Source organism: Micromonospora sp. NPDC050276, from assembly GCF_044459545.1.
GTDB lineage: Bacteria > Actinomycetota > Actinomycetes > Mycobacteriales > Micromonosporaceae > Micromonospora.
Map to the genome: position 1 here is coordinate 170,155 of NZ_JBITJA010000007.1, position 25,172 is coordinate 195,326.

Here is a 25,172-nt window from a genome sequence, read left to right on the forward strand (position 1 = left end):
CTCCGTCGCCGCGTCAGACCCGGGCCGCGCCCAGCTCCGCGATGGCGGCGTCGAGCCGAGACGCGTACCCCGGACTGATGCCGCCCTCACCGAGGCGGACGGAGACCTTCTCGCGCAGCCGGGCCACCGGTGGCGCCAGCTCCGCACGGCCGGACCTGACCGCCACGGTCAGGTTGCGCAGCTCGTTGCGCAGGTCCAGGGCCACGTCGTCACGGATCTCCCCGGCGCCCAGCCCGGCACCGATCAGCCCGTCGACCCGGTTGGCGGCCTCGATCAGGGTGCCCGCGTTGGAGGGGGGCGCGCCGGTGGTCGGCCTCGTCGACGGTGCCGTGCTCGGCGCGGTCGGCGCGGACGACTGGGGGGCCGGCGGGTCGGTCGACCCGGTCGTCACCGGGCCAGCGGAGGGCTGTGCCCGGCGCGTCGGCTGCTGTTCGGGTAGCAGGGCCACCCCGGCCAGGGCCACCCCGACGGCCAGCACCAACAACACGGCCAACCGTCGCCGTGACCAGCCCGACCAGGTCGTTGGCTCGCCCGGGGAGGAGGAGCCCGCGCCGCCTGCCGCTCCGGCGTGCGCCGTCGGTGGGGTCGCCGCCGGGACGCTGGCGGTTGCGCCCACGGGCGACTGCGGTGGCAGGGGCTGGGTGGGCACCCGGATGGTCGCGGTCGGGGGATCGGCCGGCAGCGCATGGTCGCGGAGCGCGGTGGCGACCTGCCGGGCGGTCGGCCGATCGGCCGGGTTCCGGGCGAGGCTGCGCAGGCAGATCTGGGCCACCGGTGGGGGCAGGTCCGGTAGCTCGGCCAACGTCGGCGGCGGCCCGCTGGCCAGCGCGGCGCTGAGCTGCTCCCAGGTGTCCGCCGGATAGGGGACCCGGCCGGTGAGCGCCTCGTGCAGCAGGACGCCGAGCGAGTACACGTCGGTGGACGGCTGGGCCGGCGCGCCGTCGAGGCGTTCCGGGGCCACGTACGCCGGGGTGCCGAAAGTCTCGCCGTCCTCGTCCTCATCGGGCGCGCCGATCCGGGTGGCGATGCCGAAGTCGAGCACCTTGACGCCCGTCCCGGTCATCATCACGTTCGCCGGGGTGATGTCCCGGTGCACGATGCCGAGTCGGTGCGCGGCGGCCAGCGCCTCCGCGACCTGCGCGCCCACCTGGACCGCCTCGGTCCACGGCAACGGCCCCTCGGTGAGCCGCAGCTTCAACTCCTCGCCGCTGAGCAACTCCATCACCACGAACGAGGTGATCGAGCCGTCCGGGTCGACCGTCTCGCCGTAGTCGTGCACCGAGGTCAGGTGCGGGTGCACCAACTGGGCGGCGGCCCGCGCCTCCTCGCGCACCATGCCCCGAAACCGCGCGTCGGCGGCCAGTGACGGGGCGAGCACCTTGAGCGCCACCACCCGGTCCAGCACCTCGTCGCGGGCACGCCAGATGACCGACATTCCGCCGGCGCCGATCTGGTCCAGAAGTCGGTATCTGCGAGCCAACAATCGGCCCGGATGCAGTGCAGCCTTCACGGATCGCACCTGCCTCAGGGGTGGGAGCGGTATCAGGCTGCGCGAATGTGTCCTGCCTGTCAACGCCGTCGCGACCCAGCATCGACGGGCGGTGTCTGCCGTGCGCCGACCGCCGGTCGACAGCGGCCCACCGGTCGGCGGCGGGCCCGTGCCAGGATGAGAGGCATGGCGGGGGGACCGGTGGCGTTCGTGCTCGGCGGCGGGGGTGTGCTCGGCGCGGTCGAGGTGGGCATGTTGCGGGCGTTGTTCCGCGCCGGCATCCAACCCGACATGGTGCTCGGCACCTCGATCGGGGCGGTGAACGGCGCGCTGGTCGCCGCCGACCCGTCCGAGGCGGTGACCGACCGGCTGGTCCGGCTCTGGGCCTCACCCGAGGCGAGCGAGGTGTACGGCGACTCGGTCGCCCGGCAACTGCGCCGTTTCGCCGCCCGCACCCACCTGCACTCGCCCCGGCCGCTGCGCCGCCTGTTGGAGACCGAGCTGGGGGTGGACACCACCTTCGCCGATCTGCGGGTGCCGTTCCGCTGCTGCGCCGCCCACATCGAGCGGGCCGCCGAGCACTGGTTCGACAGCGGTCCGGTGGTGCCGGCGGTCATGGCGTCGGCCTCGGTGCCGGGCCTGCTTCCACCGATGGAGATCAACGGCGCGCACTATGTGGACGGCGGGATCGTCAACTCCATCCCGATCGGCGAGGCGGTGGCCGTCGGCGCCCGCCGGATCTACGTCTTGCAGGTGGGTCGGATCGAACGGGAGCTGACCCCGCCCCGCCGGCCGTGGGAGATCGCGCAGGTCGCCTTCGAGATATCCCGTCGGCACCGTTTCTTCCGCGAGATGGTGGCGCTGCCCGAGGGGGTGGAGGTGCACGTCCTGCCGACCGGCGGGCTCAACCCACGCGACGACACGCCGTGGGCGTACCGGGACATGGCGGCGGTGGGGCGGCGGATCAGTCGGGCGTACACCGCCTCCCGGCGTTACCTCGCCACCCACCGGGAGCCGTGATGCCGCTGCCTCCCCGGTGGCTGCGTCGGTTGTTGCTGGCCCCCGCCGTGGTGCTGCTCGCCTTCCTCGTGGTGACCACGTTGCCGATCTGGGCGCTGCTCGCCGCGGCCGCGTCCCCGCTGGTGCCGGGCCGGTTACGCCCGCTGCGACTGCTCTGGATCGGCTGCTTCTACCTGGTCTGGGACGCCACCGCGCTGCTCGCGCTCTTCGTGCTCTGGGTCGCCTCCGGCTTCGGCTGGCGGACCCGGTCCCCGGCCTTCCAACGCGCGCACTACGTGCTGGCCGGCTGGTTCCTGCGGGTGTTTTTCTGGCAGGCACGTTGGACACTGCGGTTGCGCATCGACGTGGTCGGCACCGACCCGGACACCGCGCTGCCCGGCCGGCCCGAGCTGGTGCTCTGCCGGCACGCCGGGCCGGGTGACTCGTTCATCCTGATCCACGGGTTGGTCAACTGGTTTCACCGGGAGCCACGGATCGTCCTCAAGGACAGCCTCCAGTGGGACCCGGCGATCGACGTGCTGCTCAACCGGTTGCCCAATCGGTTCATCGCGCCGAGCCCGGAGCGCGGCGAGGAGACGGTACACCAGGTCGGACACCTGGCCGCCGGCCTGGACGACAACGACGCCTTCGTGATCTTCCCCGAGGGCGGCAACTTCACCCCCAAGCGACGACTGCGCGCCATCGCTCGGCTGCGTTCCCTCGGCCTGGAACGGATGGCCCTGCGCGCCGAGCGGATGCGCCACGTGGTCGCGCCGCAGCCCGGCGGGATGCTCGCGGGACTGGACGCCGCCCCGGACGCTGGTGTCATCTTCGTCGCGCACACCGGGCTGGACCGGATGCTCACCGTCGCCGACGTGTGGCGGGAACTGCCGATGGACAAGCGGATCGTGATGCGGTTCTGGTCGGTGCCGCCGGAGGACGTACCGACGGGACGGCAGCAGCGCATCGACTGGCTTTTCGACTGGTGGGCGCAGATAGACGCCTGGATCGCCGCCAACCGGTAATCAGCCGCGTAGGGTGCGGTCGTGGACGAGATCTGCGTGGTGACGACGGTGGTGGATGCACGTTCGGTCGCCGATGTGTTGGCGGCTGCGGCCGTCGCCGGCAGGCTCGCCGCCTGCGCCCAGGTGGGTGGTCAGGTGGACAGCACCTACTGGTGGCGGTCCGGTGTGGAGACGAGCACCGAGTGGTCGGTGCAGTTCAAGACCGCGCCGGATCGGCTCACCGCGTTGGTGGACCAGATCCGGGTCAGCCACCCGTACGAGGTGCCGGAGATCCTGGTGTCCAGGGTGGAGAGCGGCAACCCTGACTACGCGACCTGGGTGTACGAGCACACCCGCTCCTGAGTACGCGCACTCTGGGTCGCGTCCCGCTCGGTTGTCGATGATGACCGGGTGGATGACACCCGCTACCCCTGCCCCGCCTGTGGTGCACCGGCCGACCTGAGCGCCGGATGCACCGGCTGTCGGCGTGCGCCCGACCCGATCGCCGCTGAGGTGGTTCGGCTGAGTCGAGAGGTCGCCGAGCTTGAGCCGGAGGTGGAGCGTGCCCGCCACACGTACACCGAGCTGGCCGGACGCCTCGCGGCGGCGTCGCGTCGGCGGGCCGAGCTGGCGGCGGTCGTGCGGGCCGGGTTGGCGGCTCCGGTCGCGGCGCGGCCGGCGTCCCTCGTCGGAGCGGCGCCGGCCATCGGCCCGGGACGTGTCGGGGATTCGACGCCGGGTGCGGCGGAGACGTCGACCCGGACCGTCCAGGGGCTGCTCTTCGTCCTCGGTGGACTGCTGCTGGGCACTGCGGCGGTGGTGTTCACCGCGGTGGCCTGGTCGGCGGTGGGGATCGGCGGGCGGGCGTTGATCCTCGCGGCGTTCACCGCGCTCATGCTGGGCGTACCGCTGCTGGCGGTCCGCCGGGGGCTGCGCGGCACGGCGGAGACGTTCGCGGCGGTGGGGTTGCTGCTGGTGGTGCTGGACGGATACGCGGCCTGGTCGGTGGACCTGGGGGGCGTGGCCGGCTGGCCGGGCACGCGGTACGCCGCGCTGGTCGGGGGGGCCAGCGCGGCGGTCGCCGTGGCGTACGGCCGGTGGAGCAGGTTGACGGGTCCCTGGTTCGCCGCCCTGCTGGCCGCCCAGCCGGTGTTGCCGCTGGTGGCCGCCGAGGCCGGGTGGGGTGCGGCGGGGTGGGCGTTGGTCCTGCTGGGGGTGGCGTTGCTGAACCTGGCCGTGCTGGCCGTGCTGCGCGGCCGGGCCGGGGCGGCGCAGCTGGTCGGCCGGGTGTTGGCCGGCGCCGGCCAGGTCGCCGCGCTGGTGGGTGCCGCCGGATGCGCGCTGGTGCCGCTGCTCGGCGGGCGGGCGGGGGGCTCGCCGCTGCTGGCCGGGCTGCCACTGGTGCTGGTCGCGCTGACCGGGCTCGGTGCGGCCTGGCTGGTCGGGGGGCGGGCGCTGCGGGCGGCGGCGGCCGGGCTGCTGGTGCCGGTGCTCGCCGCCGCCCTGCTGCGCCCGGTGGCCGAGCTGCGGCCGTCACTGTTGCTGCTCGCGGCGGCGACGGTGGCCCTCGGGATGGTCGCCGCGGTGCGCCTCCTGCCCGGGGCGGCCGAAGCGGCGGCGGCCGGTGGGGGCGGTTGGCGGACCGGCCCGCGGGCCGGGGCACTGTTCGTCGCGGCCGGTACGGCGCAGGTGGCCGTGCTGATCACCGTCGGGCTGGCGGTCGCCGCTGTCGGTCGGTCGTTGCCGCCGTGGGGCGGGGCCGGGACGGGCCCGGACCTGGACTGGGGCTGGCAGTTGGCACCCGCCGTGGCGCTGGCGGTGGGCGCGACGATGCTCCTGCTGCCCCGGCCGGTGCGGGCGGTGCTTGCCACGGCGGGAGCGGTGGTGGTGTTGTTCGCCGTTCCCGCCGGTTGGACGGCGTCCTGGCCGCAGGTGGTGGCCATCGATCTGGCCGGCGGGGCCGCGCTGCTGCTCGCCGTGCTGGTCCGCCCGTCGACCGGACCGGCCACCCTGCTCACCCGTGCGATCGGCGGCGGCGCCCTGCTCGGGCACGGGTTGCTGGTCGGCCTGGCCGCGCCGGTCGGTGTCCTGGTGACGCTCGGCGTTCTCGCCGTGGCCGGGCTGGCACTGGCGCTCCGGCGGGGGCTCGGGGCGTACCGGGAGGTGGCCGGCGCGGGTCTGCTGGTCGCGCAGCTCGCGCTGCCCGCGATCGCGGCGGTGGCGTTGTTCGCCGCCGGTGCGCCGCCCTGGTGGCAGGCTCGGCTCGCGTTGGCCGCCGCCGGGCTGCCGCTGGTCGCGGTGCTCGCGGCGCGTCGGCACCGGGCGGAGCTGATCGGGTACGCGGTGACCGGTGCCGTCGTCGCGGTGACCGTGCCCAGCCTCGCGCCGATGGTGGTGGCTGGTGACGAGCCGCTCGCGCTCTACGTCGCGCTGGCGGCGCTGGGCGTCGCGCTCGTCGCTCTCGGGGACCGGTCGAGGGTCGACGTGCGGGATCGGTCGACGGCCGATGGGGGGGACCGGCCGACGACCGACGAGCGGGGGTCGGTCGGCCCGGTGGTGTTGCTGGCGGCGGGTGGAGCCCTGGCGGCGGTCGCTGTCCTGGCGGCCCTGCCGACGGTGCTCACCGCGCTCGTGTCGCCGTACGGCAGCCGGGACCGGGTGTGGTCGGGGGTGCCCACGGTGGCTGCTGACCCGACGGTGCTCCCGGTCGGGATCGCGCTGGTCGTGCTGGCCGTGGCCGCGGCGCTGGCCGGTCGGCGGGTCGGCCTGCCGGTGCTGCCCGCGCTGCCGTTCGGGGCGGCGGCGCTGCCGGTGCTGCTCGTCGCGATCGGCGCGCCGTGGCCGGTGCTGCCGGCCGCCGTCCTGCTCGTCGGCGTGGCCGCGCTGCTCTTCGCCGCGCTGGCCGCGGCCCGTCCGGCGCTCGTACCGATCGCCGTACCGGTGGGGGTGGTGCTGGTGGCCTCCGGTGTGCTGGGTCTGCTGGCCACCCGCGCCGGGACGCTCGCGGCCGAGGGGGTGCTGTTGGTGGCGGCGGTCGCCGTCGCGGTCGGGGCGCGCCGGTTCGAGGTACGGGTCGCCGGTTGTCTCGCCGCGGTGGGTGCGGCGTCCGCGTTGGCGGTGACCGCCCCGCTCGCCGGAGGGCTGCCGTTGCGGGCTGCCGCGTACCCGCTGTTGGCGGTGGCCGCGGTGGTGCTGGCCGCCGCCGTGGTCGCCCCGGCGCGGACCCGGCTGCGGCGGGTGCTGGATGCCTGCGCGCAGGCCGTCGCGCTGGTGGCGGCGGTGCTCGCCGTCGAGGTGGCGCGGCACCTCGCCACCGTCTGCGTGCTCTGGGGTGTCGCCGTCGCGCTGCGACTGCTGCGCCGGGGGGAGCCGGCCGGTCGGCGGTGGGCGTTCGCCGGCATCGCCGCCGGCAGCGAGTTGCTCGGTGCCTGGGTGCTGCTGGCCGCCGGTGGGGTGACCGTGCTGGAGGCGTACACCGTGCCGGCCGCGGCGCTCGCCCTCGGCGCGGGCCTGCTGGCGCTGCGCAGCCGGCCCGGGCTGACCAGTTGGCTGGCCCTCGGCCCGGGGCTGGTCGCGGCGCTGCTGCCCAGCCTCATGTCGGTGCTGGTCGGGGCGGATCCGCAGCCGTGGCGGCGACTGCTCCTCGGCGCGGCGGCGCTGGGCGTGGTGCTGGCCGGCGCGAGCCGCCGCTGGCAGGCACCGGTGCTGCTCGGTGGCGGGGTACTGACGCTGTTGGCGCTGCACGAGCTGGCCCGCGGATGGGATCTGCTGCCCCGGTGGATCTACCTGGGTGTCGGTGGGCTGGCGCTGGTCGGGCTCGCCGCCACCTACGAGCGGCGGCGGCGTGACCTGGCTCGACTGCGCGCCGCGGTGGGCCGGCTGGGCTGAGCCGAACCAGTAGGGGTAGGGCCTGCCCTACCCCCCATTCGGGGGCTGTCGGGGTTACTCAGCGCTACCGCGACCGGGAGACTTGACATAAGGCCCGAACCACTCCGGTACGGGCGCAAGCGGAACGGGAGCAGCGATGGCGCTCGGAGCGGTGGCGGAACCGCCGGTACGACGGCGAGGTAGTGACTACGCACAGTTGTCCCGGAGGATCAGCCAGGCCGGCCTGCTGGAGCGGCGCCCCGGCTGGTATGTCACCCGCATCGTGCTCACCCTCGGCGCCTTCGTGGCCGGCTGGGTGGCCGTGTTCCTGCTCGGCGACTCCTGGTGGCAGCTTCCGCTCGCGGCCCTGATGGCGGTGGCCACCACCCAGGTCGCGTTCCTCGGCCACGACGCCGGGCACCGCCAGATGTTCCGTCGGCGCGGCCCGAGCGAGTTGGTGGGACTGTTCGCCGGCAACGTGGCGGTGGGGATCAGCTACGGCTGGTGGGTCGACAAGCACAACCGGCACCACGCCAACCCGAACCACGAGGACGAGGACCCGGACGTCGGCGCCGGAGCCCTGGTGTGGACGCCCGAGCAGGCGCTGGAGACCCGGGGGATCGGTCGCTGGATGGCCAAGCGGCAGGCGTACCTCTTCTTCCCGATGCTCCTGTTGGAGGGTCTGAACCTGCACGTGGCGAGCATCCGGGCGATCATCGGCCGGGAGCCGAACGGCGGGTACACCGTCCCCATGCGGCACCGGGCGGTCGAGGCGACGCTGCTCGTCGTGCACACCGCCGCGTACGTGGCGCTGCTGTTGGCGGTCATGTCCCCGGTCAAGGCGTTGCTCTTCGCCGTGGTGCACCAGGCGCTGTGGGGCCTCTACATGGGCTGCGCGTTCGCGCCGAACCACAAGGGCATGCCGATGCCGACCGCCGAGGACGAGTTGGACTTCCTGCGCAAGCAGGTGCTGACCTCCCGCAACGTGCGGGGCAGCCGACTGGTGGACACCGCGCTCGGCGGTCTCAACTACCAGATCGAGCACCACCTGTTCCCGAACATGCCGCGCGCCAACCTGCGCCGGGCCCAGCCGATCGTCCGTGCCTACTGCGTCGAGCAGGGCATCCCGTACGCCGAGACCGGGCTGGTCGAGTCGTACCGGCAGGCACTCGGTCACCTGCACGAGGTGGGGCGGCCGCTGCGCGGCTGACGCGAGGGGGGTGGGCGGGGCGGCATCTGATGCCGCCCCGCCCGCGTGTTTGGACGGCCGTCGGGGTCCAGCACACCTAGTCGCCGAGCGCGATGAGAAGGTGCCGCAGGGCGTCATTCGCGGCCCGCACGGTTTCCGCGGGTACGGCATGAAGAAGGGCCGACTGTGCGGCGCTGGCCGCGAGTACCGTCTGCTCCGCCACGTGCGCGCCCTCGGTCGAGAGTCGCACCCAGGAGCTGCGCGCGTCGGACGGGTCGGCTTCGCGCTCGATCAGGCCGGCGTCACCGAGGCGTTTCACCAGGTTGCTCGTGCCGCCGGAGGAGAGCAGCAGTCGTTCGGAGAGGGCCGAGGGGCGCAGCCGGAAAGGGTCGCCGGCGGCACGCAGCACGGCGAGGATCTCGTACTCGGCCCTCGTCAGGCCGAAGCGGGCCAGCTCGGTGTTGACCCGCTCGGCGAACATCGCCGACAGCCGCGCAGCGCGCTTGGACAGCTCGAACTGCGGGCCACCGACCGGCGGCAGTTCGCGCGCCCAGGCGGCCGCGATGCCGTCCACGTGGTCCTTGCTCACGGGGAGATCCTACTTGCGCCGATAAAGCTTTCCGCATAGCTTTCAAGAAAGCTTTTCGAGGAGGCATCAGATGCGCAAGACCTTGCTCAAAGGCGGTCACGTGATAACCGTCGACGGTCCGGAGCGTCCCGACACCGACGTCCTGGTGGCGGACGGGGTGATCACGGCAATCGGCCCGGGCCTACCCGAGCTGGACGCGACGGTCGTCGATGCCTCCGGTTACGTCGTCACGCCCGGTCTCGTCGACGCGCACCGGCATGTGTGGCAGGCGCCGCTGCGCGGCCTCGGTGTGGACATGCCGATGTCCCGCTATCTGCCAGAGGTGTTGGGCGCGGCGCTGCCCGGCTACACCGCGGCCGATGCCGGACGGGCCACCCTGCTCGGTGCGGTCGAAGCACTCGATGCCGGCGTGACCACCGTCTTCGACTGGAGCAACGCGACGCTGACGCCCGCGCACACCGACGCCGTGGTCGACGCGTTCGAGCGGTCCGGAATCCGGGCAGTGGTCGGTCACGGCAATGCCGTCGACGAGGCGGACGTCCGCCGGCTCGCGGCCAGGACCGGCCGGGTGACCGGCGCGTTGGCCATCCTCGGCGGCGAGTACGGCGACTGGGACGAGGCGGTCGCCCAGATCCGGCTCGGTCGCGAACTGGGCGTGGTGGTCTCCATGCACGCGGGCGGTCCGGTCGTGCGACGGCTGCACGACGCCGGTCTGCTCGGCCCCGACCTGCAGTTGGTGCACCTCAACGCGATCCCGGCCGACGACGTGAAGCTCCTGGTCGCCGCCGGTGCCGCAGTCGTGGTGACGCCGACGGTCGAGGCGGTGATGGGTCACGGTCCCTCGGCGTACGGTCGGTTGGCCGACGGCGGCGGGCGCCCCGCGCTCGGTGTGGATGTCGTGATCAACGCGACGCCCGACCTCTTCGAACCGATGCGCGACACGCTGCGCACCGAGCGGCTGCGTGCGGGCAGTGCCGCCGCACCGCCGGCCGCGACGATGTTGCGCGCCGCCACCATCGATGGCGCCCGAGCGGTCGGGCTCGCCGACAGCATCGGCACGATAACCGTGGGTAAGCGCGCTGATCTGCTGCTGTTGGACGGCCTGGCAAACCTCACCGGAGAGCGCGCCGGCGCCGTCGTCTCCTGTCTCACCCCGGCGAACGTGCGGACCGTGCTCGTCGACGGCCACCTCGTGAAGCATGAGGGCCGTCTGCTGCACCACGACCTCTCCGCCCTGCGCTAGTTACACCCCTGCTGCGGCAGGGAGATTGTTGAGTCTGGACGTTCGCGCCGGGGCGAGACCGCCCTGGATCGTGGTGCGGTTCCGGTCAGGCATCGAGTTGTCGGCACGGTGGCGTGTCCGACCCGCCGGACCCGCCACCGGTAGGGTCTGCTCATGGCAGACCTGCTCACCGCGGACGCGGTGCGAGAAGAGCTGGGCCGGTTGCCCGACTGGTCGGGGGACCCGACCGGCATCGGTCGCACTGTTCAGCTCGGCAGTTTCCCGGACGCCATCGCGGTGGTCGACCGGGTGGCGGCGGTGGCCGAGGAGCTCGACCACCATCCCGACATCGACATCCGATGGCGGACCCTGACCTTCCGCTGTGTCACGCACTCGGCCGGTGGGGTCACCCACCGGGACTTCGCGCTGGCCGGGCGGATCGACGACATCGTCCGGAGCGCGGCATGAGATTCGAGATCAGCAAGGTGCTGGACGCCATCGAGGGACGGGTCTGCACCGACCCGTCGCTGGCCCGCGCCGTGGTCGACCTGGCCGAGGTGATCCGCTACCAGGACATCGACGGTGGCCGGCCGGCCAGCCTGCTCCGCCTCGGCATGGTGATCGACGCGCTCTCCCGTGAGTTGGAGGAAGACAGCGTCCAGGTCTACGCGGTGGTGCACCGGGCGCTGCTCTCCGACGCCGACCTCACCTCCAACGAGCGGATGGTCGTGCGCCGGTGGGCCGACGACGGGCTCGTCGAAGTGCTCGACAACCCTGGTGACCGGATGTTGGAGGTCGCCGACCTGCTCGGTCTGCCGGTGCTCAGTCGGGTCCGCTTCGACGGGTTGCGCGGTCGGTTCCCCTGGCTGGTCGAGCAACCCGGTCGGGTGGTCGCCCCGGTGCCCGGGGCCGGCGGGCCGGTGTTCATCGCACACGTCGGTGGTGGGCACTCGCCGGTGGCCGGCAAGCGTTCGCCGACCGGGGTCAAGCTGCTGGCCCGCCAGTGGCGCTGCCCGGAGTCGGGCTGCGCGCTGTTCGGCGGCGGTGGTGGGGGTGGCGCCTTCGCCGACCTGGCCGGGGGTGCCGACCGCAGCCCCGCCGCGCAGCCGCCGCCCGCGCTGCGCAACGGCGTGCCGACCTGTCCCCGGCATGGGGTACGCCTCGGTGACGCCGGCCCCCGTCCGCGTACGGAGGTGCTCGCGGTGCGCGTCGGCGGCCTGGTCCGGCGGCGGTTCGTGCTCAGCGAGGAGCAGCCGATCGTGGCTGGCCGGGCCCCCGAGCAGGACGGCGGGATCATGCTCGGGCAGTGGCTCAACGACGAGGCCCGGCGCTGGATCAGCCGGGGTCACGTCCGCTTCGAGCTGCGGGTCGGCGAGGTCATCGTGACCGACATCAGCACCAACGGCTCCGGCATCCGCCCGGCCGGCTCGATGGCCGAGGCCGACCGGATCCCGCTGGCCCCGCAGCAGTCCCGGGTGTTGGGCGAGAACGACATGGTGGAGCTCTACCCGGGGGTGCAGATCGGCCGGGCCGAGGAGTTGCCCGCCGGTGCCCCGTTCACCCCCACCTCGGTGATGGCCGAGGCCCCGACGATGGCCATGCGCCTACCCCGCCCGTAACGATCCAGCGCTGCCGCGGCGTGCCGACCCCGGTTGATCATGAAGTTATTGCCACGACACGCCGCGGCGCCGGGCAATAACTTCATGATCAACGCGGGCGGGCGGGCTTGGCCGGACGTCGGGTTAGCCCCTGTCGCTCCGCTGCGCGAAGCGGCCCTAATCGGGAGGAAATAGGTCTACTTCCGAGTTAGGCGGCCAGGACCTCGGCGAGCGCGGTGACTGCCAGGTCGATCTCGTCTTCGGTGATCACCAGCGGTGGGGCGAGCCGGATGGTGGAGCCGTGGGTGTCCTTGGCCAGCACGCCGCGCTCCATCAGGCGCTCGCACGCCTCGCGTCCGCTCATCAGCGCCGGGTCGATGTCCAGACCGGCCCACAGGCCACGGACGCGTACGCCGACGAGACCCTTGCCGACCAGCCCCTCCAGGCCGGCCCGCAGCCGCTCGCCCAGCTCGGCCGAGCGGCGCTGGAACTCGCCGGTGGCCAGCAGCCGGACCACCTCGATGGCGACCGCGCAGGCGAGCGGGTTGCCGCCGAACGTGGAGCCGTGCTGGCCGGGCTTGAGCACACCGAGCACGTCGGCGTTCGCGGCCACCGCCGACACCGGCACGATGCCGCCGCCGAGCGCCTTGCCGAGCAGGTACATGTCCGGCACGACACCCTCGTGGTCACAGGCGAACGTCGCACCGGTACGCCCCAGACCGGACTGGATCTCGTCGGCGATGAACAGCACGTCGCGCTCGGTGCAGACCTGGCGTACGCCCGGCAGGTAGCCCTCCGGCGGCACCACCACGCCCTGCTCGCCCTGGATCGGCTCCAGCAGCACCGCGACGGTGTTCTCGTCGATCGCCGCGGTCAACGCCTCCAGGTCGCCGTACGGCACGACCCTGAACCCCGGGGTGTACGGCCCGAAGTCGGCGCGCGCGTCCTCGTCCGTGGAGAAGCTCACGATCGTGGTGGTCCGCCCGTGGAAGTTGCCCTCGGCGACCACGATGTTGGCCTGCCCGGAGGGCACGCCCTTGACCTGGTAGCCCCACTTGCGGGCTACCTTGATCCCGGTCTCCACCGCCTCGGCGCCGGTGTTCATCGGCAGCACCAGATCCTTGCCGCACAGCTCGGCCAGCTCCCGGCAGAAGTCGGCGAACTGGTCGTGGATGAACGCCCGACTGGTCAGCGTCAGCCGGTCCAGTTGGGCGTGCGCGGCGGCGATCAGCTGCGGATGCCGGTGACCGAAGTTCAGCGCCGAGTAGCCGGCCAAGCAGTCCAGGTAACGGCGGCCGTCCACGTCGGTGAGCCAGGCACCCTCGGCGGACGAGATCACCACCGGCAGCGGGTGGTAGTTGTGCGCTGTCCAGCGCTCGGCGTCCCGGACCGCTCCCGGCGTACGCAGGATGTCATCCACGATCACTTGTTTGCCTTTCCCTGACGGAGTCGCAGCGTGCAGCACTTCGGTCCGCCGCCGGCCTTACGTAGCTCGGACAGGTCGACCCCGATGGTTTCGTAGCCCCGGTCGCGCAGCTTGGCGGCCAGGTCGGTGGCCTGCGCGGGCAGCACCACGTGCCGCCCGTCGCTGACCGCGTTCAGCCCCAGCACCTCGGCGTCGGCCATGGTGGCCTGCACCGCGTCGGGGAAGAGCCGGCGCAGCACGGCCTGGCTGCCGGGGGAGAACGCCTCGGGCAGGTACGCCACGGTCCGCTCGTCGAGCACGGTCAGCGCGGTGTCCAGGTGGTAGAAGCGCGGGTCGACGAGCTGCATGGTGATCACCGGGTAGCCGAAGACCTCCTGCAACTGGGCGTGCGAGGCGTGCGCCGTGCGGAAGCCGGTGCCGGCGAGCAGGTGGTCACCGGCCAGCAGCACGTCGCCCTCTCCCTCGTTGACGTGCTTCGGGTCGTACATCTCGAAGCCGGCGGCCTCGAACCAGGCCCGGTACGCCGGCGCCTCGTCGGCGCGCTGCGGGTCCCGGAACTGCACGGCCATCGCCTTGCCGTCGATCACGGTGCCGCCGTTGGCGGCGAAGACCATGTCGGGCAGGCCGGGCACCGGAGTGATTTCCTCGACGGTGTGGCCCAGGTCGCGGTACGTCTGGCGCAGCTGCTCCCACTGCCGGACGGCAAGCGCGGTGTCGACCGGCGCGCTCGGATCCATCCAGGGGTTGATGGCGTAGTCGACGGCGAAGTACGTCGGCCGGCACATCAACAGGCGCTGGCTGGTGGCGTCCATCGTCATTGTCCTGCTCCCAGGGGTCGGGCGCGCCCGGCCACCGTGGCCCACGGGCTGGCGCCGTTGCTCAACGTTATGCGGCCCCAGCGGCAGGATCCACCACCGAGAGTTGCGCATACCGAAGATTCGTTGCGTGTGGGCAGCCCTGGGCTGTGATTCGTTGCGTCAGCGCTCGCCGTACCCCGGAAACACTTCAGGGGCGGCGAACCGCCGCCCCTGAACGGGTGTCGCCCGGCCGGTGAACCACCGGATGAGATCGGGCTGCCGGCGAACCGCCGGCTTTCGCCGGTGCACCACCGGCGAGCGGAACAGTGCCCGCTAGAAACGATCGACAAACTGTGAGTCAAGCCACTCCCGGAAGCGCTGCACCCAGTCGCCATCGGTGGTCGGCCAGTCGAACTGGCCGGTCATCGCGAGCACCCCGATAACGACCGCGGCCAGCCCGATCAGCACGCCGAAGAGCGCGTCGGTCTTGCCCGCGACGTGCCGGCGGCGGGTGGCCATCAGGCCGAGCACCGAGAGCACGGCACCGAACGCGCCGAGCCCGATGCCGTACCCGGCCAGGGTGCCGGTCAGCACGAACATCGCACCAGCGACCGACACGATCAGGCCGAGGGTGGCGAGCAGGCTGGCCCGCGGCTTCGGCCCGCGCGTCACCGGCGGCTCCGGCGCGGTCCGATCGGGGGTCGGGTCGACGGGCCGGTCGGTGGTGACCCGGTCGGTGGTGTCGGGCCGACGGGTGGTGCTGTCGAGGTCGGCGTCCCGCTCGGCGGTGCGCGCCGTGGTCGGGGCGACGGCGGACCGGGGCTCGGTCCCCACCTGGTGGGCGGTGCGGGGCTCGGGTGCGACTGGCGGGGTCGTGCCGTTCACGGGCTCGGGTGCGACCGGGCGGGTCGTGCCGTTCAGAGGCTCGGGTGCGACCGGGCGGGCGGTGCCGGTCCGGGGCTCGGCGTCGACCGGGCGCGCGGTGGCGGCTCGGGCCACCGCCGCCCGCTCGCTGGCCTGCCGCTCGGCCTCGCTGATCCGGCCACCGGTCGTGCCGGCGCTGCCGTACGCCGTCTGGTTGGCGTCCCGGTCGGTGACCACCGGGCGGCCGACGCTGTCGTCGGACTGGCCGGTCTCGGTGACCGGGGTGTCACGGCCGTCCACGCGGCCGTCAAGGTTCTCGTCCCGCGTCGGTGCCGGCTCGGACCGGCGGGACAGCGAAGGAATCCTGACCACTACACACCTCCTGATGAATGCGTGGTGGCCGACAAAGGGTGGCACCCACGCGGTGTCGCCCCTCAAGTACCCACCTGGGCGTTTCCTGACACCAATCCTGGGTATGGCCGCCCCGACCGTGATCGCCGCCGGCCCCCGCCCCGGCCGTGATCGGCCCCGGCCCCGGCCGTGATCGGCCCCCCGGGGCCCCGGCCTTGATCGACTCGTCTTCCTGGAAGTCGGGGTGTCCCGCTCGTCCGAACACCGCGCTTTCCTGAAATCCGAGTCGATCATCGCCTCGGCGCGACTGAGTACCCTTGGCACCTGTGCCAGAGGGACACACCATCCATCGCCTGGCGGCCCGGCACGCCGAGCTGTTCGCCGGGGACAAGCTGCATGCCGCGAGCCCGCAGGGTCGCTTCGCCGAGGGCGCCGCCCGGCTCTCCGGGACCGTGCTGGAGGGGACCGAGGCGTACGGCAAACATCTGCTGCACCACTACGCCGGCGAGCTGGCCCTGCACGTGCACCTCGGGCTGTACGGCAAGTTCACCGACGGACCGGGGGAGCCGCCGGAGCCGGTCGGCCAGCTGCGGCTGCGGCTGACCAGCGACCGGCACTGGCTCGACCTGCGCGGGCCCACGGCCTGTGAGCTGCTCAGCCCACCCGAGGTGGCCGCGTTGCGGAGCCGCCTCGGGCCGGATCCGTTGCGCGGCGACGCCGACCCGGAGCGGGCGTACGCCCGGATCTCGCGCAGCCCCACGCCCCTGGCCGCACTGTTGCTGGACCAGTCGGTGGTCGCCGGCACCGGGTTGATCTTCGTGACCGAGGCGCTGTTCCGGGCGGGGCTGCCGCCGAGGATGCCGGGCCGACAGGTGACCAGAGCCGTCTGGGACGTGCTCTGGGCCGACCTGGTCGGGTTGATGCGGCTCGCGGCCGAGCACGGCCGGATCGACACGGTCCGCGACGTGCACCTGCCGGAGGCGATGGGCCGGCCGGCGCGGGTGGACCGACACGGTGGTGAGGTGTACGTCTACCGCCGCCCCGGCGCGCCCTGCCACGTCTGCGGCACCGAGATCAGCCGCGGCGAGCTGGCCGGTCGCAACCTCTACTGGTGCCGTACCTGCCAGGGCGGCTGACCAGCCGGCGCCTGCCAGGCTGCCCCGGACATGGGGCAGGTCGACAGGTGGCGCCCGGTCACCGCTCGTCGAGCAGCCACCGGACCACCTCGACCTGCTGCGGAAAGACGATGTCGTCGGCGACGCTCCAAGCCAGCGTGTGTCCGATCGTCCAATCCCGGACCCGCTGCCGGTCCAGCCCCAACTCGGTGCTGAGCCGGTCCAGCCGGTGCCGGACGGCGGCCGGTGAGTGCCCCAACTCCGGGCCGCGCACCATCGGCACGACCGAGAACTCCCGCTCCCCGGTCAGCGGCTTCGGGTCGATCGCCAGCCACGGCCCCCGGTCGGCGAGCGCATCGGCGGCGAGGACGTTGCCGGCGTGCAGGTCCTGGTTGACCAGTACCTGCTCGCCCTGGCTCGCCGCCAGGCCGGTGAGCAGGTCGAGCGCGGCGTCCAGCAGGCGCCGCTCGTACGGGCGGCCGGCCCGTTCCCAGGCCCGGGGCATCCGGTCGATCCAGCCGGCGGCCTCCCGCGCCAGCGGGGTGAACGGCGCGCCGGCCGGTCGCCAGAGGCGGGGGAGTAGCCCGATCACCGCGTCCAGCGCTTGGTCCAACGGACGATCGTGCAGGGAAGTGCCGGGTTGGCAGCGTTCCAGCAACAGGGCACGCCGATCCGGGTCGTGGGCGAGCAGCCGGATCGCCCCATCGCCGTTCCAGTGGGCCAACGCGTCGGCCTCGTGCCGGCTTTCCTCGTCGGGGTATTGGAGCTTCAGCACCGCCGCCGTGCCGTCGGGCAGGCTGGCGGGGAGCGCCAGTGAGGCGTACGCGTACCGGAAGGGCGGCCCGATCCGCAGCGACCAGCGCTCGGCGCACTCCGTCAGCCACGTCGGGAGTGTGGCCAGCCAGGTCCGGCCGGCCGGTGACCCGCGTACCCAGTCAAGTCCCTCGGGCAGATCCATCGGGCCCTCCTGCGCTGTGTGCGGCGATTCGTGCCGGCCGCGGCGTGCTTCAGCCGGATCACGGCGTTCACACGGCGGTCCACAGTGGCTAGCGTAGGGCCCGTGCGAATTGGCGTGAACGTACCGAACTTCGCCCCGGGTACGGATCCGGATGTGCTGCGGCGGTGGGCGCAGACGGTTGAGGGTCTCGGCTTCGACCTGCTGATGGTCTCGGACCACATCGTGGTGACCCCGGACGTGGCCGAGCAGTATCCGGCGCCGTTCTACGAGCCGTTCACCACGCTGTCCTGGCTGGCCGGGGTGACCAGCCGGGTCCAGTTGGGGACCACGGTGCTCATCGTCCCGTACCGGCATCCGCTGCTCACCGCGCGGATGGCGGCGAACCTCAACCGGCTCAGCGGCGGCCGGCTCGTCCTCGGCGTCGGCGTCGGCTGGGCTCGGCAGGAGTTCGAGGCGCTCGGCGTGCCGTTCCGGCAGCGTGGTGCGCTGACCGACGAGTACCTGCGTGCCATGCGCGACGCCTGGCGGAACACCGACGACTACGACACGGGTGCGATCCCGATCTGGGTGGGCGGCAACAGCGAGGCCGGCATGCGGCGCGCGGTACTGCTCGGTGACGCCTGGCATCCGTTGCGGGTCACGCCCGGCTGGCTGGCCGACGCGGTTGGGCGGCTGAAGGCCATCGCCGACGACCTCGGTCGCCCGATGCCCGCGCTGATGCCGCGGATCGCGCTCCAGGAGACCCGAGAACCGATCACCGACCCGGACCGGCTCGCCGGTGTCGGCACTATCGATCAGATCATCGCCGACCTCGACCAGTTCCGTCTGCTCGGTGCCGAGACGGTGGTGTTGGACCCGTTCAACGGGGATCTGGCCGAGATCCGCCAACCCGAAGCCGCGTGGCGGACGCTTGCGGCCGTGGCCGCGTACCGCACATCCCAGGAGGAGCGATGACCCCCGACGACGAGACGTTTCTCCGCCGCGCCGTGGAGCTCGCGAGCCGGGCCGGGGCTTGCGGCGAACGCCCGTTCGGCTCGTTGCTGGTCGACGCGGACGGCGTCGTCCTGATCGAGGACCACAACACCGTGGTCTCCGACGCGGACATCAGCGCCCACCCGGAGTTGAAGTTGGCCCGCTGGGCCGCGCGGGAACTCGCCCCCGAGGTGGCCGCCGGCACCACCATGTTCACCAGTTGCCAGCCCTGCGCGATGTGCGCGACCGCGATCGATCGCTCCGGTCTCGGCCGGGTGGTGTACGCCCTGTCGACCGAGCAGTTCGAGGAGGTCAAGCCGGCCACGCCGCCGCTGCCTCCGGTCCGGTACGAGGGGCCGGCGCTGTTCGATGAGGCGCGCCAGCCGATCGACAACTACTACTGATCGACGAGCGGAAGCAACGGCCGGCGGCCAAGCCGGCCGTCACTCAGGGCCGCGTGGTGTGACGCAACCGAAATTGACAGTCGACCGGCCGCCAGAGCAGGGTTGACAGGTGACAACGATGTCAACGGACAAAAACGGAGGAATCCCACATGTGGTTCCTCCGCCGCCCCCGGTGGGCCAGCCGGTTCGTGGCGTTCCGTTGACGGTTTCCCGGCGCGGACCCGGTTCGTCCGCCGATCCTGGCCGTATGCCCCTTCCCTACCCGACGGTGACCAGCTGAGATGACCGACGTGCCCCGATCCGACGCCGAAACGACCCCCGCTGCTGCCGGGTCGCCCGACCTGCCCGATCTGGACGACTTCCTCGCCGACCAGACCCGGACGCTGCTCGACACCGCCCGCCGCGCGGTGCGGCCCGAGGGTGGTTTCTGGTGGCTCACCGACGACCGCACCCCGGATCGCGGCGAACCGATCCACACCTGGATCACCTGCCGGATGACCCACGTGGCCTCCCTCGCCCTTCGTAACGGCGACCCGGACGCCGCCGCCCTGGTCGACCACGGGATCGCCGCGCTCAGCACGCTGCTGCGCGACGACCGGTACGGCGGCTGGTTCGGCGCGGTGGACCAGCAGGGCGTACCCGTCAACGATCGCAAGGCCGGCTACGACCACGCGTTCGTACTGCTCGCCGCGTCCAGCGCCGCGTGCGCCGGACGGCCCGGCGCGGACCGGTTGCTCGCCGACGTGCTGACCGTCGTCCTGGACCGGTTCTGGGATGTCGACGCCGGCGCGGTCCGCGAATCATGGAACCGGGACTGGACGGTGACCGAGGACTACCGCGGCGCCAACAGCAGCATGCACATGGTCGAGGCGTTCCTCGCCGCTGCCGCCGCGACCGGCGACGCGAGTTGGGCCGACCGGGCGCTCCGCATCGCCGAGCACCTGGTGCACGGCGAAGCCGCCCGGCACGACTGGCGGCTGCCCGAGCACTTCAGCGCCGGCTGGACGCCGCTGCCCGACTACAACCGGGACCGGCCCGCCGACCCGTTCCGGCCGTACGGGTCCACCATCGGGCACTGGCTGGAGTGGGGCCGACTGCTGTTGGAGTTGGAGGCGGTGCTGCCGCAGCCGCCTCACTGGCTGCTCGCCGACGCCCGTGCCCTGTTCGCCGCCGCGGTGCGCCGCGGTTGGGCGGTCGACGGCGCGGACGGCTTCGTCTACACCATCGACTGGGACGACCGGCCGGTGGTGCGCTCCCGGATGCACTGGGTTCTCGCCGAGGCCATCGGGGCGGCGATCACCCTGCACCGGCGCACCGGGGATGCGGTCTACCTCGACTGGTACCAGGTCTTCTGGGCGTACGCCCGCCGCAACCTCATCGACCGCACCGGGTGGCGGCACGAGTTGGACGCGCAGAACCTGCCCGCCGATTCGGTCTGGCACGGCCGGCCGGACGTCTACCACGCGTACCAGGCGGTGCTGCTGTCCCGCTCGGCCGGCGGGCTCGGTGGCCCCGGCCCGCTCGCGCCGGGGGAGGTGACCGCGTGATCGTCGTCGCGGGCGAAGCGCTGATCGACCTGGTCGTCACCGCCGAGGGGCGGCGGGCCGTACCCGGGGGGTCCCCGGCCAACGTCGCCGTCACCCTGGCCCGGCTCGACCAGCCGGTCCGGCTGCTGGCCCGGCTCGGCAGCGACGAGTACGGCCGCCAACTCGACGAACACCTGAGCGGCAACCGGGTGGACCTGGGGTGGGCGGTTCGCGCCGAGGAACCCACCTCGGTGGCGGTCGCCACCCTGAACGCCACCGGGCAGGCCAGCTACGAATTCCGGCTGGCCGGTGCGGCGGACTGGCAGTGGACGCCGCAGGAGCTGCCCGAACTCGCCGGCTCACCGGCGGTCGCGCTGCACACCGGGTCCCTCGCGCTCGCGTTGGCACCCGGCGCGGAGGTGCTGGAGGGTCTGCTCGCCCGAGAACGCCAGCGGGACGGGCTCACCGTCTCCATCGATTTCAACCTGCGCCCGAGCATCGTCACGGACCGGGCTGCGGAGCAGCAGAGGGTAAGTCGGCAGGTACGCCTCGCGCACCTGGTCAAGGCCAGCGACGAGGACCTGGCCTGGCTCTACCCGGACCGTTCGGTGGCCGACGTGATGACCGAGTGGCGTGCGGCCGGCGTGTCCTGCGCGGTGGTGACCCGCGGCGGTGAGGGCGCCTGGCTGCTCGCTCCCGACGGCTCGCTGCACGAGGAGCCAGCGGTACGCACCACCGTGGTCGACACCGTCGGTGCCGGCGACTCGTTCACCGGTGGCCTGCTGGCCGCGCTGGCCGACCTCGACGCGCTCGGCGACCAACCCGCCGACCGGCTCGCCGCGGTAACCGGGCAGCAGTGGGCGGAGGTGCTCCGGCGAGCCGCCACCGTGGCCGCGTTGACCTGCGGCCGCCGCGGCGCCGACCCACCGAGCCGCGCCGAAGTAGAAGCCCTCCTAACCGCCACCCCCTAGCCCCCTAGCCCCCTTGCCCCCGCCCACCACCCCCGCGATCTTGCACTTTCTGTCCCGACGAAACGGTCTCAATGCCGCAAGTCGGCAACAGAAACTGCAAGATCGCGGGGGGAGGGGGGTGGGGTTTGGGGTTTGGGGCGCGGTTAGGTTAGGCCGCGTTTTAGTAGTTTGGTGGGGAGGACTGTGGTGGTGGGCGGGGTGTCGTCGCCGGCTACTCGTTGGAACAGTCGCTCGGTGGCGACCCTCGCCAGCTCCCGGGTGTCGTACGCGACGACGGTCAGTGGTCGGGGCATCAGGTGGGCCAGTTCGAAGTCGTCGAAGCCGACCAGTGCCGCGTCGCTGCCCCGCCGGTGCAGCTCCTGGAGGGCACCGACGGTGAGCCGGTTGTTGGCGCAGAAGAACGCGGTGGGCGGGTCGGGAAGGTCGAGCAGCGCGGCGACCGCCCGCCCGGCCTCCTCGGGAGCGATGAGCCGCTCCCGGACCAGCGACTCGTCCGGTGCGACCCCGGCGGCGTCCAGCGCCGCCCGCGCCCCGGCCAGCCGCTCCCGCATCGTGGGTACGCTCGGCGCGCCGAGCAGGAGGCCCACCCGTCGGTGCCCCTCGTCGAGCAGCGCGCCGACCCCGGCCTGGCTGCCGCCCCGGTTGTCCAGCAGCACGGCGTCGGCTTGCAGCCCCTGCGGCGGCCGGTCCAGGAACACCACCGGCATGCCCAACTCGACCTCACGACGCAGGAACGAGTGGTCGAGGCCCGCCGGCACCACCAGCAGGCCGTCGACCCGGCGCTGGGTGAAGTCCTGGAGCAGCGCGCGTTCCCGCTCCGGGTCCTCCTCCGACGACGCGGTGATCAGCATGGTGCCGTGCTCGGCGGCGATCTCGGCGGCGACGCTGGCGATGGTCGCGTAGAACGGGTTGGCGATCTCCTCGATCAGCAGCCCGACGGTGGCGTTGAGCTGCCGGGAGCGCAGGTTACGAGCGATGTCGTTGCGCCGGAAGCCCAGCTCGGCGATGGCGGCCAGCACCCGGCCGACCAACTCCTGCCCCACCGGCTCGTCGTTGACGACCCGGGAGACCGTCTTCAGGCTGACGTCGGCGCGTCGGGCCACGTCGACCATCGTGGGACGCCGACGCGCGGTCGGCCGGGTCGGGGTCTGGGTCACGGGGTGGTCCTCCACGGCGGGCGCGGGTCAGCGGTTGAGCGCGGCGAGCGCGTCGACCGCTTTTCGGGCGGCGATGAGCACCGGATCCCACACCGGCGCGTACGGCGGAGCGTAGCCCAGGTCCAGTGCCGTCATATCGTCCACCGTCATGCCGTTCCACAGCGCCACGGCCAGCGTGTCGATCCGTTTGGCCGCCTCGGACCAGCCGACGATCTGTGCGCCGAGCAACCGGCCGCTGGGGTGTTCGGCGATCAGCTTGACCGTCATCGGCCGGGAACCGGGGTAGTAGCCGGCCCGGTTGGTCGACTCGGCGATCACCGAGACGAACTCGAAGCCGGCGGCCTTGGCATCGCGCTCGCGCAGGCCGGTCCGACCCACCTCCAGGTCGCAGACCTTGGTCACCGCCGTGCCGATCACGCCCATGAAGGTGGCGTACCCGCCGCCGATGTTGATCCCGGCGACCCGGCCCTGCTTGTTGGCGTGCGTGCCGAGCGGCACGTGCACCGGTAGCCCGCTGATCCGGTGCAGCGTCTCCACGCAGTCACCGGCCGCCCAGACCCCGGGGACCCCGGGTACCCGCATCCGGCGGTCCACCCGGATCGCGCCGGTCGGTCCGAGGGGCAGCCCGGCCGCCTCGGCGAGCGCGGTGTTGGGGCGTACGCCGAGGCCCAGGACCACGACGTCGGTCGGAATCGGCCCCTCGGTGGTGACCACGGCGGACACCCGTCCGTCCTTCTCCTCCAGCCCGGTCACCGGCAGACCGCTGCGGATCGTGACACCGAGGCCGCGCATGGCGTCGGCAACCAGCTCGCCCATGTCGCTGTCCACCGTGGACATGGGCTGGTCGCCCGCCTCCACCAGGGTCACCGAGAGGCCGCGTTGGATGAGGGCCTCCGCCATCTCGACGCCGATGTATCCGCCGCCGACCACCACGGCCCGGCGCGGTTGTGGCTCGGCGTCCAGCCAGTCGCGCAGAGCCGCGCCGTCGTCCAGGGTCTGCATGCCGAACACACCGCCAGCCTCGGTGACCGCCCACGGCGGCTTCGTCGGCACCGCGCCAGTGGCGTACACCAGCTCGTCGAAGCGCTCGCGGACCTCGCCGCCACCGTCCAGGTCCCGGGCCACCACCTCCCGGCGTTCCAGGTCGATGGTCGTGACCTCGTGGCGCATCCGGACGTCCATCGCGTACTCCGTGCGGAACGCCAGCGGGTCCCGGGCGATCAACGCCTCCGGGCCGGGCACCAGGCCACTGATCCAGTACGGGATGCCGCACGCCGAGTAGGAGGTGAAGTGGCCCCGCTCGAAAACGACGATCTCCAGGTCGGCACGGCCGCGGCGGCGTCGGGCCTGGGACGCCGCCGACATTCCGGCGGCGTCCCCGCCGATGACGATCAGTCGTTGCGCCACGGGTTCATCCTGTCACGCGCTGATCAGCCGCGGGTCTGCCGTGCGACGTCCTGCACCACGTCGGTGAGTCGGCCGGTGCGCTCGAACACCGCGCGTTGCCGCGCCGCGCCGCTGCCGTGCCGGCGCAACCCGCCCAGCAGGTCGGTCACCTCGGCCCAGTCGTCGTGCTGCTCCAGCGCCGGCCGCATCCGTTCCACGAACCGGTCCAACAGTTCCCAGGCCGGGCGCAGCTCACCGGTGGTGACGTCCACGGCCTCGCCCTCCAAGCCGTCGTGGGCGGCCCGCCAGTGCGCCCCGACCAGCAGGTGGTGGTCGGTCTGCAACGCCGGCCGATCGGCCTCGACATCCGCCATGGCGGTCGCGACAAGTGCCCGGACCAGCGCGGCGACCAGCACCGCGTCGTCCACCGACGGGCAGACGTCGCCGATCCGCAGCTCCACCGTCGGGTACTTGGCCGACAGGCGGGCGTACCAGTAGAGCATCCCCTCGTCGAGCATCACCCCGCTGGAGATCAACTGACGGATCAGCCGCTGGTAGTGCTCGTGCGACTCCAGAAACGGCGTCGGGGCCACCGAGGGCCAGCGCTCCCACTCCACCGAGCGCCAGCTGGCGTAACCGGTGTCCTCGCCGCGGGCGAACGGCGAGTTGGTGGTCACCGCGTGCAGCATCGGCAGCCACGGCCGTACATGGTTGAGCACCTGCACGCCGGTATCCGGGTCGGGCACCCCCACGTGTACGTGCATGCCGTTGTTGCCGGGGCCGGGCACGAGCAGCCGGAACCGTTCGATCATCCGGTCGAAGCGGGGCTTGTCCACCACCGGCGGCACCGGGCCGTCCACCGGGCCGGTGCCGATGGCGAGCAGGCGTACGCCGGCCCGCTCGGCCGCGTCGGAGAGCGCCCGACGCAGTACGCCGAGAGAGTGCCGGATCGACGAGAGCTCCAAGCCGGGCGGGCTGCCGATCTCGATCTGACTGGTCTGGAACTCCCGCTCCACCTGCCCGCGAAGTTCGGCCGGCACCTGCTCCATGACCAGGTCCACGGCCGGGACCGCGGCCCCGGTGTGCGGGTCGACGAGCAGGAACTCCTCCTCGACACCCACGGTGAGCAACCCGGTCGCCGCAGCCATGTCGCTGGGCGCCTCCGCCACCTGACCGGTCATCGAAATCACCCGTCCGTTCCTACCGCTCGCGGTCCCTCCGCGTCGGTCCGCCGTTGGTTACCCAACGTGGCGATGCCGGGAAACGTGGCGGCGGCACGTCGTGCTCG

22 protein-coding genes are annotated in these 25,172 nt (G+C 72.9%); 13 read left to right on the top strand and 9 right to left on the bottom strand.

Annotation, left to right across the window (positions count from 1 at the left end; translation table 11 throughout):
• Positions 1-13 precede the first annotated feature (13 nt).
• On the bottom strand, positions 14-1,510 hold the full coding sequence (locus tag ACIBF8_RS17235; protein WP_396783995.1) for a protein kinase: 1,497 nt from the start codon (positions 1,508-1,510) through the stop codon (positions 14-16).
• A 165-nt stretch (positions 1,511-1,675) separates the two neighbouring features.
• Between ACIBF8_RS17235 and ACIBF8_RS17240 the strand changes: the two genes are divergently transcribed.
• The 5 genes from ACIBF8_RS17240 to ACIBF8_RS17260 all read left to right on the top strand — a co-directional run bounded on the left by ACIBF8_RS17240 (position 1,676) and on the right by ACIBF8_RS17260 (position 8,569).
• On the top strand, positions 1,676-2,509 hold the full coding sequence (locus tag ACIBF8_RS17240; RefSeq protein ID WP_396783996.1) for a patatin-like phospholipase family protein: 834 nt from the start codon (positions 1,676-1,678) through the stop codon (positions 2,507-2,509).
• Entirely contained in the window at positions 2,509-3,513 is a 1,005-nt protein-coding gene (locus ACIBF8_RS17245) for a 1-acyl-sn-glycerol-3-phosphate acyltransferase (RefSeq protein WP_396783998.1), read from the top strand. The genes ACIBF8_RS17240 and ACIBF8_RS17245 overlap by 1 nt, the downstream gene beginning before the upstream one ends.
• A 21-nt stretch (positions 3,514-3,534) precedes the next feature.
• A complete protein-coding gene (gene cutA / locus ACIBF8_RS17250; protein WP_396784000.1) occupies positions 3,535-3,855 on the top strand; it encodes a divalent-cation tolerance protein CutA in 321 nt (106 codons plus the stop codon).
• A gap of 48 nt (positions 3,856-3,903) precedes the next feature.
• Complete coding sequence (locus tag ACIBF8_RS17255) at positions 3,904-7,380, top strand: SCO7613 C-terminal domain-containing membrane protein (protein WP_396784002.1); 3,477 nt, start codon at positions 3,904-3,906, stop codon at positions 7,378-7,380.
• A gap of 136 nt (positions 7,381-7,516) precedes the next feature.
• On the top strand, positions 7,517-8,569 hold the full coding sequence (locus tag ACIBF8_RS17260) for a fatty acid desaturase family protein (RefSeq protein WP_396784004.1): 1,053 nt from the start codon (positions 7,517-7,519) through the stop codon (positions 8,567-8,569).
• Positions 8,570-8,645: 76 nt separating this feature from the next.
• Here the strand turns inward: ACIBF8_RS17260 and ACIBF8_RS17265 are convergent, their stop codons facing one another.
• Complete coding sequence (locus tag ACIBF8_RS17265; RefSeq protein WP_396784005.1) at positions 8,646-9,137, bottom strand: MarR family winged helix-turn-helix transcriptional regulator; 492 nt, start codon at positions 9,135-9,137, stop codon at positions 8,646-8,648.
• A gap of 70 nt (positions 9,138-9,207) precedes the next feature.
• Here ACIBF8_RS17265 and ACIBF8_RS17270 point away from each other — a divergent pair, with 70 nt between their 5' ends.
• From ACIBF8_RS17270 to ACIBF8_RS17280, 3 genes are all read left to right on the top strand, one after another.
• Positions 9,208-10,380, top strand: a complete 1,173-nt coding sequence (locus ACIBF8_RS17270; protein ID WP_396784007.1) for an amidohydrolase family protein — start codon at positions 9,208-9,210, stop codon at positions 10,378-10,380.
• A gap of 153 nt (positions 10,381-10,533) precedes the next feature.
• Positions 10,534-10,827: a 4a-hydroxytetrahydrobiopterin dehydratase gene (locus ACIBF8_RS17275; RefSeq protein WP_396784009.1), complete on the top strand. Its 294-nt coding sequence runs from the start codon at positions 10,534-10,536 to the stop codon at positions 10,825-10,827.
• The gene (locus ACIBF8_RS17280) at positions 10,824-11,978 is read left to right on the top strand and encodes an FHA domain-containing protein (RefSeq protein WP_396784011.1); all 1,155 of its coding nucleotides are present in this window, start codon (positions 10,824-10,826) and stop codon (positions 11,976-11,978) included. Before ACIBF8_RS17275 ends, ACIBF8_RS17280 begins: the two co-directional genes overlap by 4 nt.
• 187 nt (positions 11,979-12,165) lie before the next feature.
• On the opposite strand, the gene rocD is transcribed toward ACIBF8_RS17280, so the two are convergent.
• The 3 genes from rocD to ACIBF8_RS17295 form a co-directional block, all read right to left on the bottom strand.
• A complete protein-coding gene (gene rocD / locus ACIBF8_RS17285; RefSeq protein WP_396784312.1) occupies positions 12,166-13,380 on the bottom strand; it encodes an ornithine--oxo-acid transaminase in 1,215 nt (404 codons plus the stop codon).
• Complete coding sequence (gene ddaH, locus ACIBF8_RS17290) at positions 13,380-14,195, bottom strand: dimethylargininase (RefSeq protein WP_396784314.1); 816 nt, start codon at positions 14,193-14,195, stop codon at positions 13,380-13,382. The genes rocD and ddaH overlap by 1 nt, the downstream gene beginning before the upstream one ends.
• Before the next feature lie 318 nt (positions 14,196-14,513).
• Positions 14,514-15,416: a thrombospondin gene (locus tag ACIBF8_RS17295; protein ID WP_396784012.1), complete on the bottom strand. Its 903-nt coding sequence runs from the start codon at positions 15,414-15,416 to the stop codon at positions 14,514-14,516.
• Between the two features lie 305 nt (positions 15,417-15,721).
• On the opposite strand from ACIBF8_RS17295, the gene ACIBF8_RS17300 reads away from it, so the two are divergent.
• A complete protein-coding gene (locus ACIBF8_RS17300; protein WP_396784014.1) occupies positions 15,722-16,531 on the top strand; it encodes an Fpg/Nei family DNA glycosylase in 810 nt (269 codons plus the stop codon).
• A 58-nt stretch (positions 16,532-16,589) separates the two neighbouring features.
• Here the strand turns inward: ACIBF8_RS17300 and ACIBF8_RS17305 are convergent, their stop codons facing one another.
• The gene (locus tag ACIBF8_RS17305; protein ID WP_396784016.1) at positions 16,590-17,468 is read right to left on the bottom strand and encodes an aminoglycoside phosphotransferase family protein; all 879 of its coding nucleotides are present in this window, start codon (positions 17,466-17,468) and stop codon (positions 16,590-16,592) included.
• Positions 17,469-17,570: 102 nt separating this feature from the next.
• Between ACIBF8_RS17305 and ACIBF8_RS17310 the strand changes: the two genes are divergently transcribed.
• From ACIBF8_RS17310 to ACIBF8_RS17325, 4 genes are all read left to right on the top strand, one after another.
• Positions 17,571-18,422 (top strand): LLM class flavin-dependent oxidoreductase, encoded by an 852-nt coding sequence (locus ACIBF8_RS17310; RefSeq protein WP_396784017.1) that lies wholly within the window; start codon positions 17,571-17,573, stop codon positions 18,420-18,422.
• Positions 18,419-18,844 carry a nucleoside deaminase gene (locus ACIBF8_RS17315; RefSeq protein WP_396784019.1) on the top strand — a complete coding sequence of 142 codons (426 nt, stop codon included), beginning with the start codon at positions 18,419-18,421 and terminating at the stop codon, positions 18,842-18,844. The genes ACIBF8_RS17310 and ACIBF8_RS17315 overlap by 4 nt, the downstream gene beginning before the upstream one ends.
• Before the next feature lie 281 nt (positions 18,845-19,125).
• The gene (locus tag ACIBF8_RS17320) at positions 19,126-20,391 is read left to right on the top strand and encodes an AGE family epimerase/isomerase (protein ID WP_396784020.1); all 1,266 of its coding nucleotides are present in this window, start codon (positions 19,126-19,128) and stop codon (positions 20,389-20,391) included.
• Positions 20,388-21,341: a carbohydrate kinase gene (locus ACIBF8_RS17325; protein WP_396784022.1), complete on the top strand. Its 954-nt coding sequence runs from the start codon at positions 20,388-20,390 to the stop codon at positions 21,339-21,341. Before ACIBF8_RS17320 ends, ACIBF8_RS17325 begins: the two co-directional genes overlap by 4 nt.
• A gap of 143 nt (positions 21,342-21,484) precedes the next feature.
• Here ACIBF8_RS17325 and ACIBF8_RS17330 read toward each other — a convergent pair whose 3' ends face one another.
• From ACIBF8_RS17330 to ACIBF8_RS17340, 3 genes are all read right to left on the bottom strand, one after another.
• Positions 21,485-22,453 (bottom strand): LacI family DNA-binding transcriptional regulator, encoded by a 969-nt coding sequence (locus ACIBF8_RS17330; RefSeq protein ID WP_396784316.1) that lies wholly within the window; start codon positions 22,451-22,453, stop codon positions 21,485-21,487.
• Positions 22,454-22,525: 72 nt separating this feature from the next.
• Positions 22,526-23,905, bottom strand: coding sequence for an FAD-dependent oxidoreductase (locus ACIBF8_RS17335; protein ID WP_396784023.1), 1,380 nt, complete (start codon positions 23,903-23,905; stop codon positions 22,526-22,528).
• 23 nt (positions 23,906-23,928) lie between these two features.
• Positions 23,929-25,065 carry a glutamate--cysteine ligase gene (locus ACIBF8_RS17340; protein WP_396784025.1) on the bottom strand — a complete coding sequence of 379 codons (1,137 nt, stop codon included), beginning with the start codon at positions 25,063-25,065 and terminating at the stop codon, positions 23,929-23,931.
• Positions 25,066-25,172: the final 107 nt, after the last annotated feature.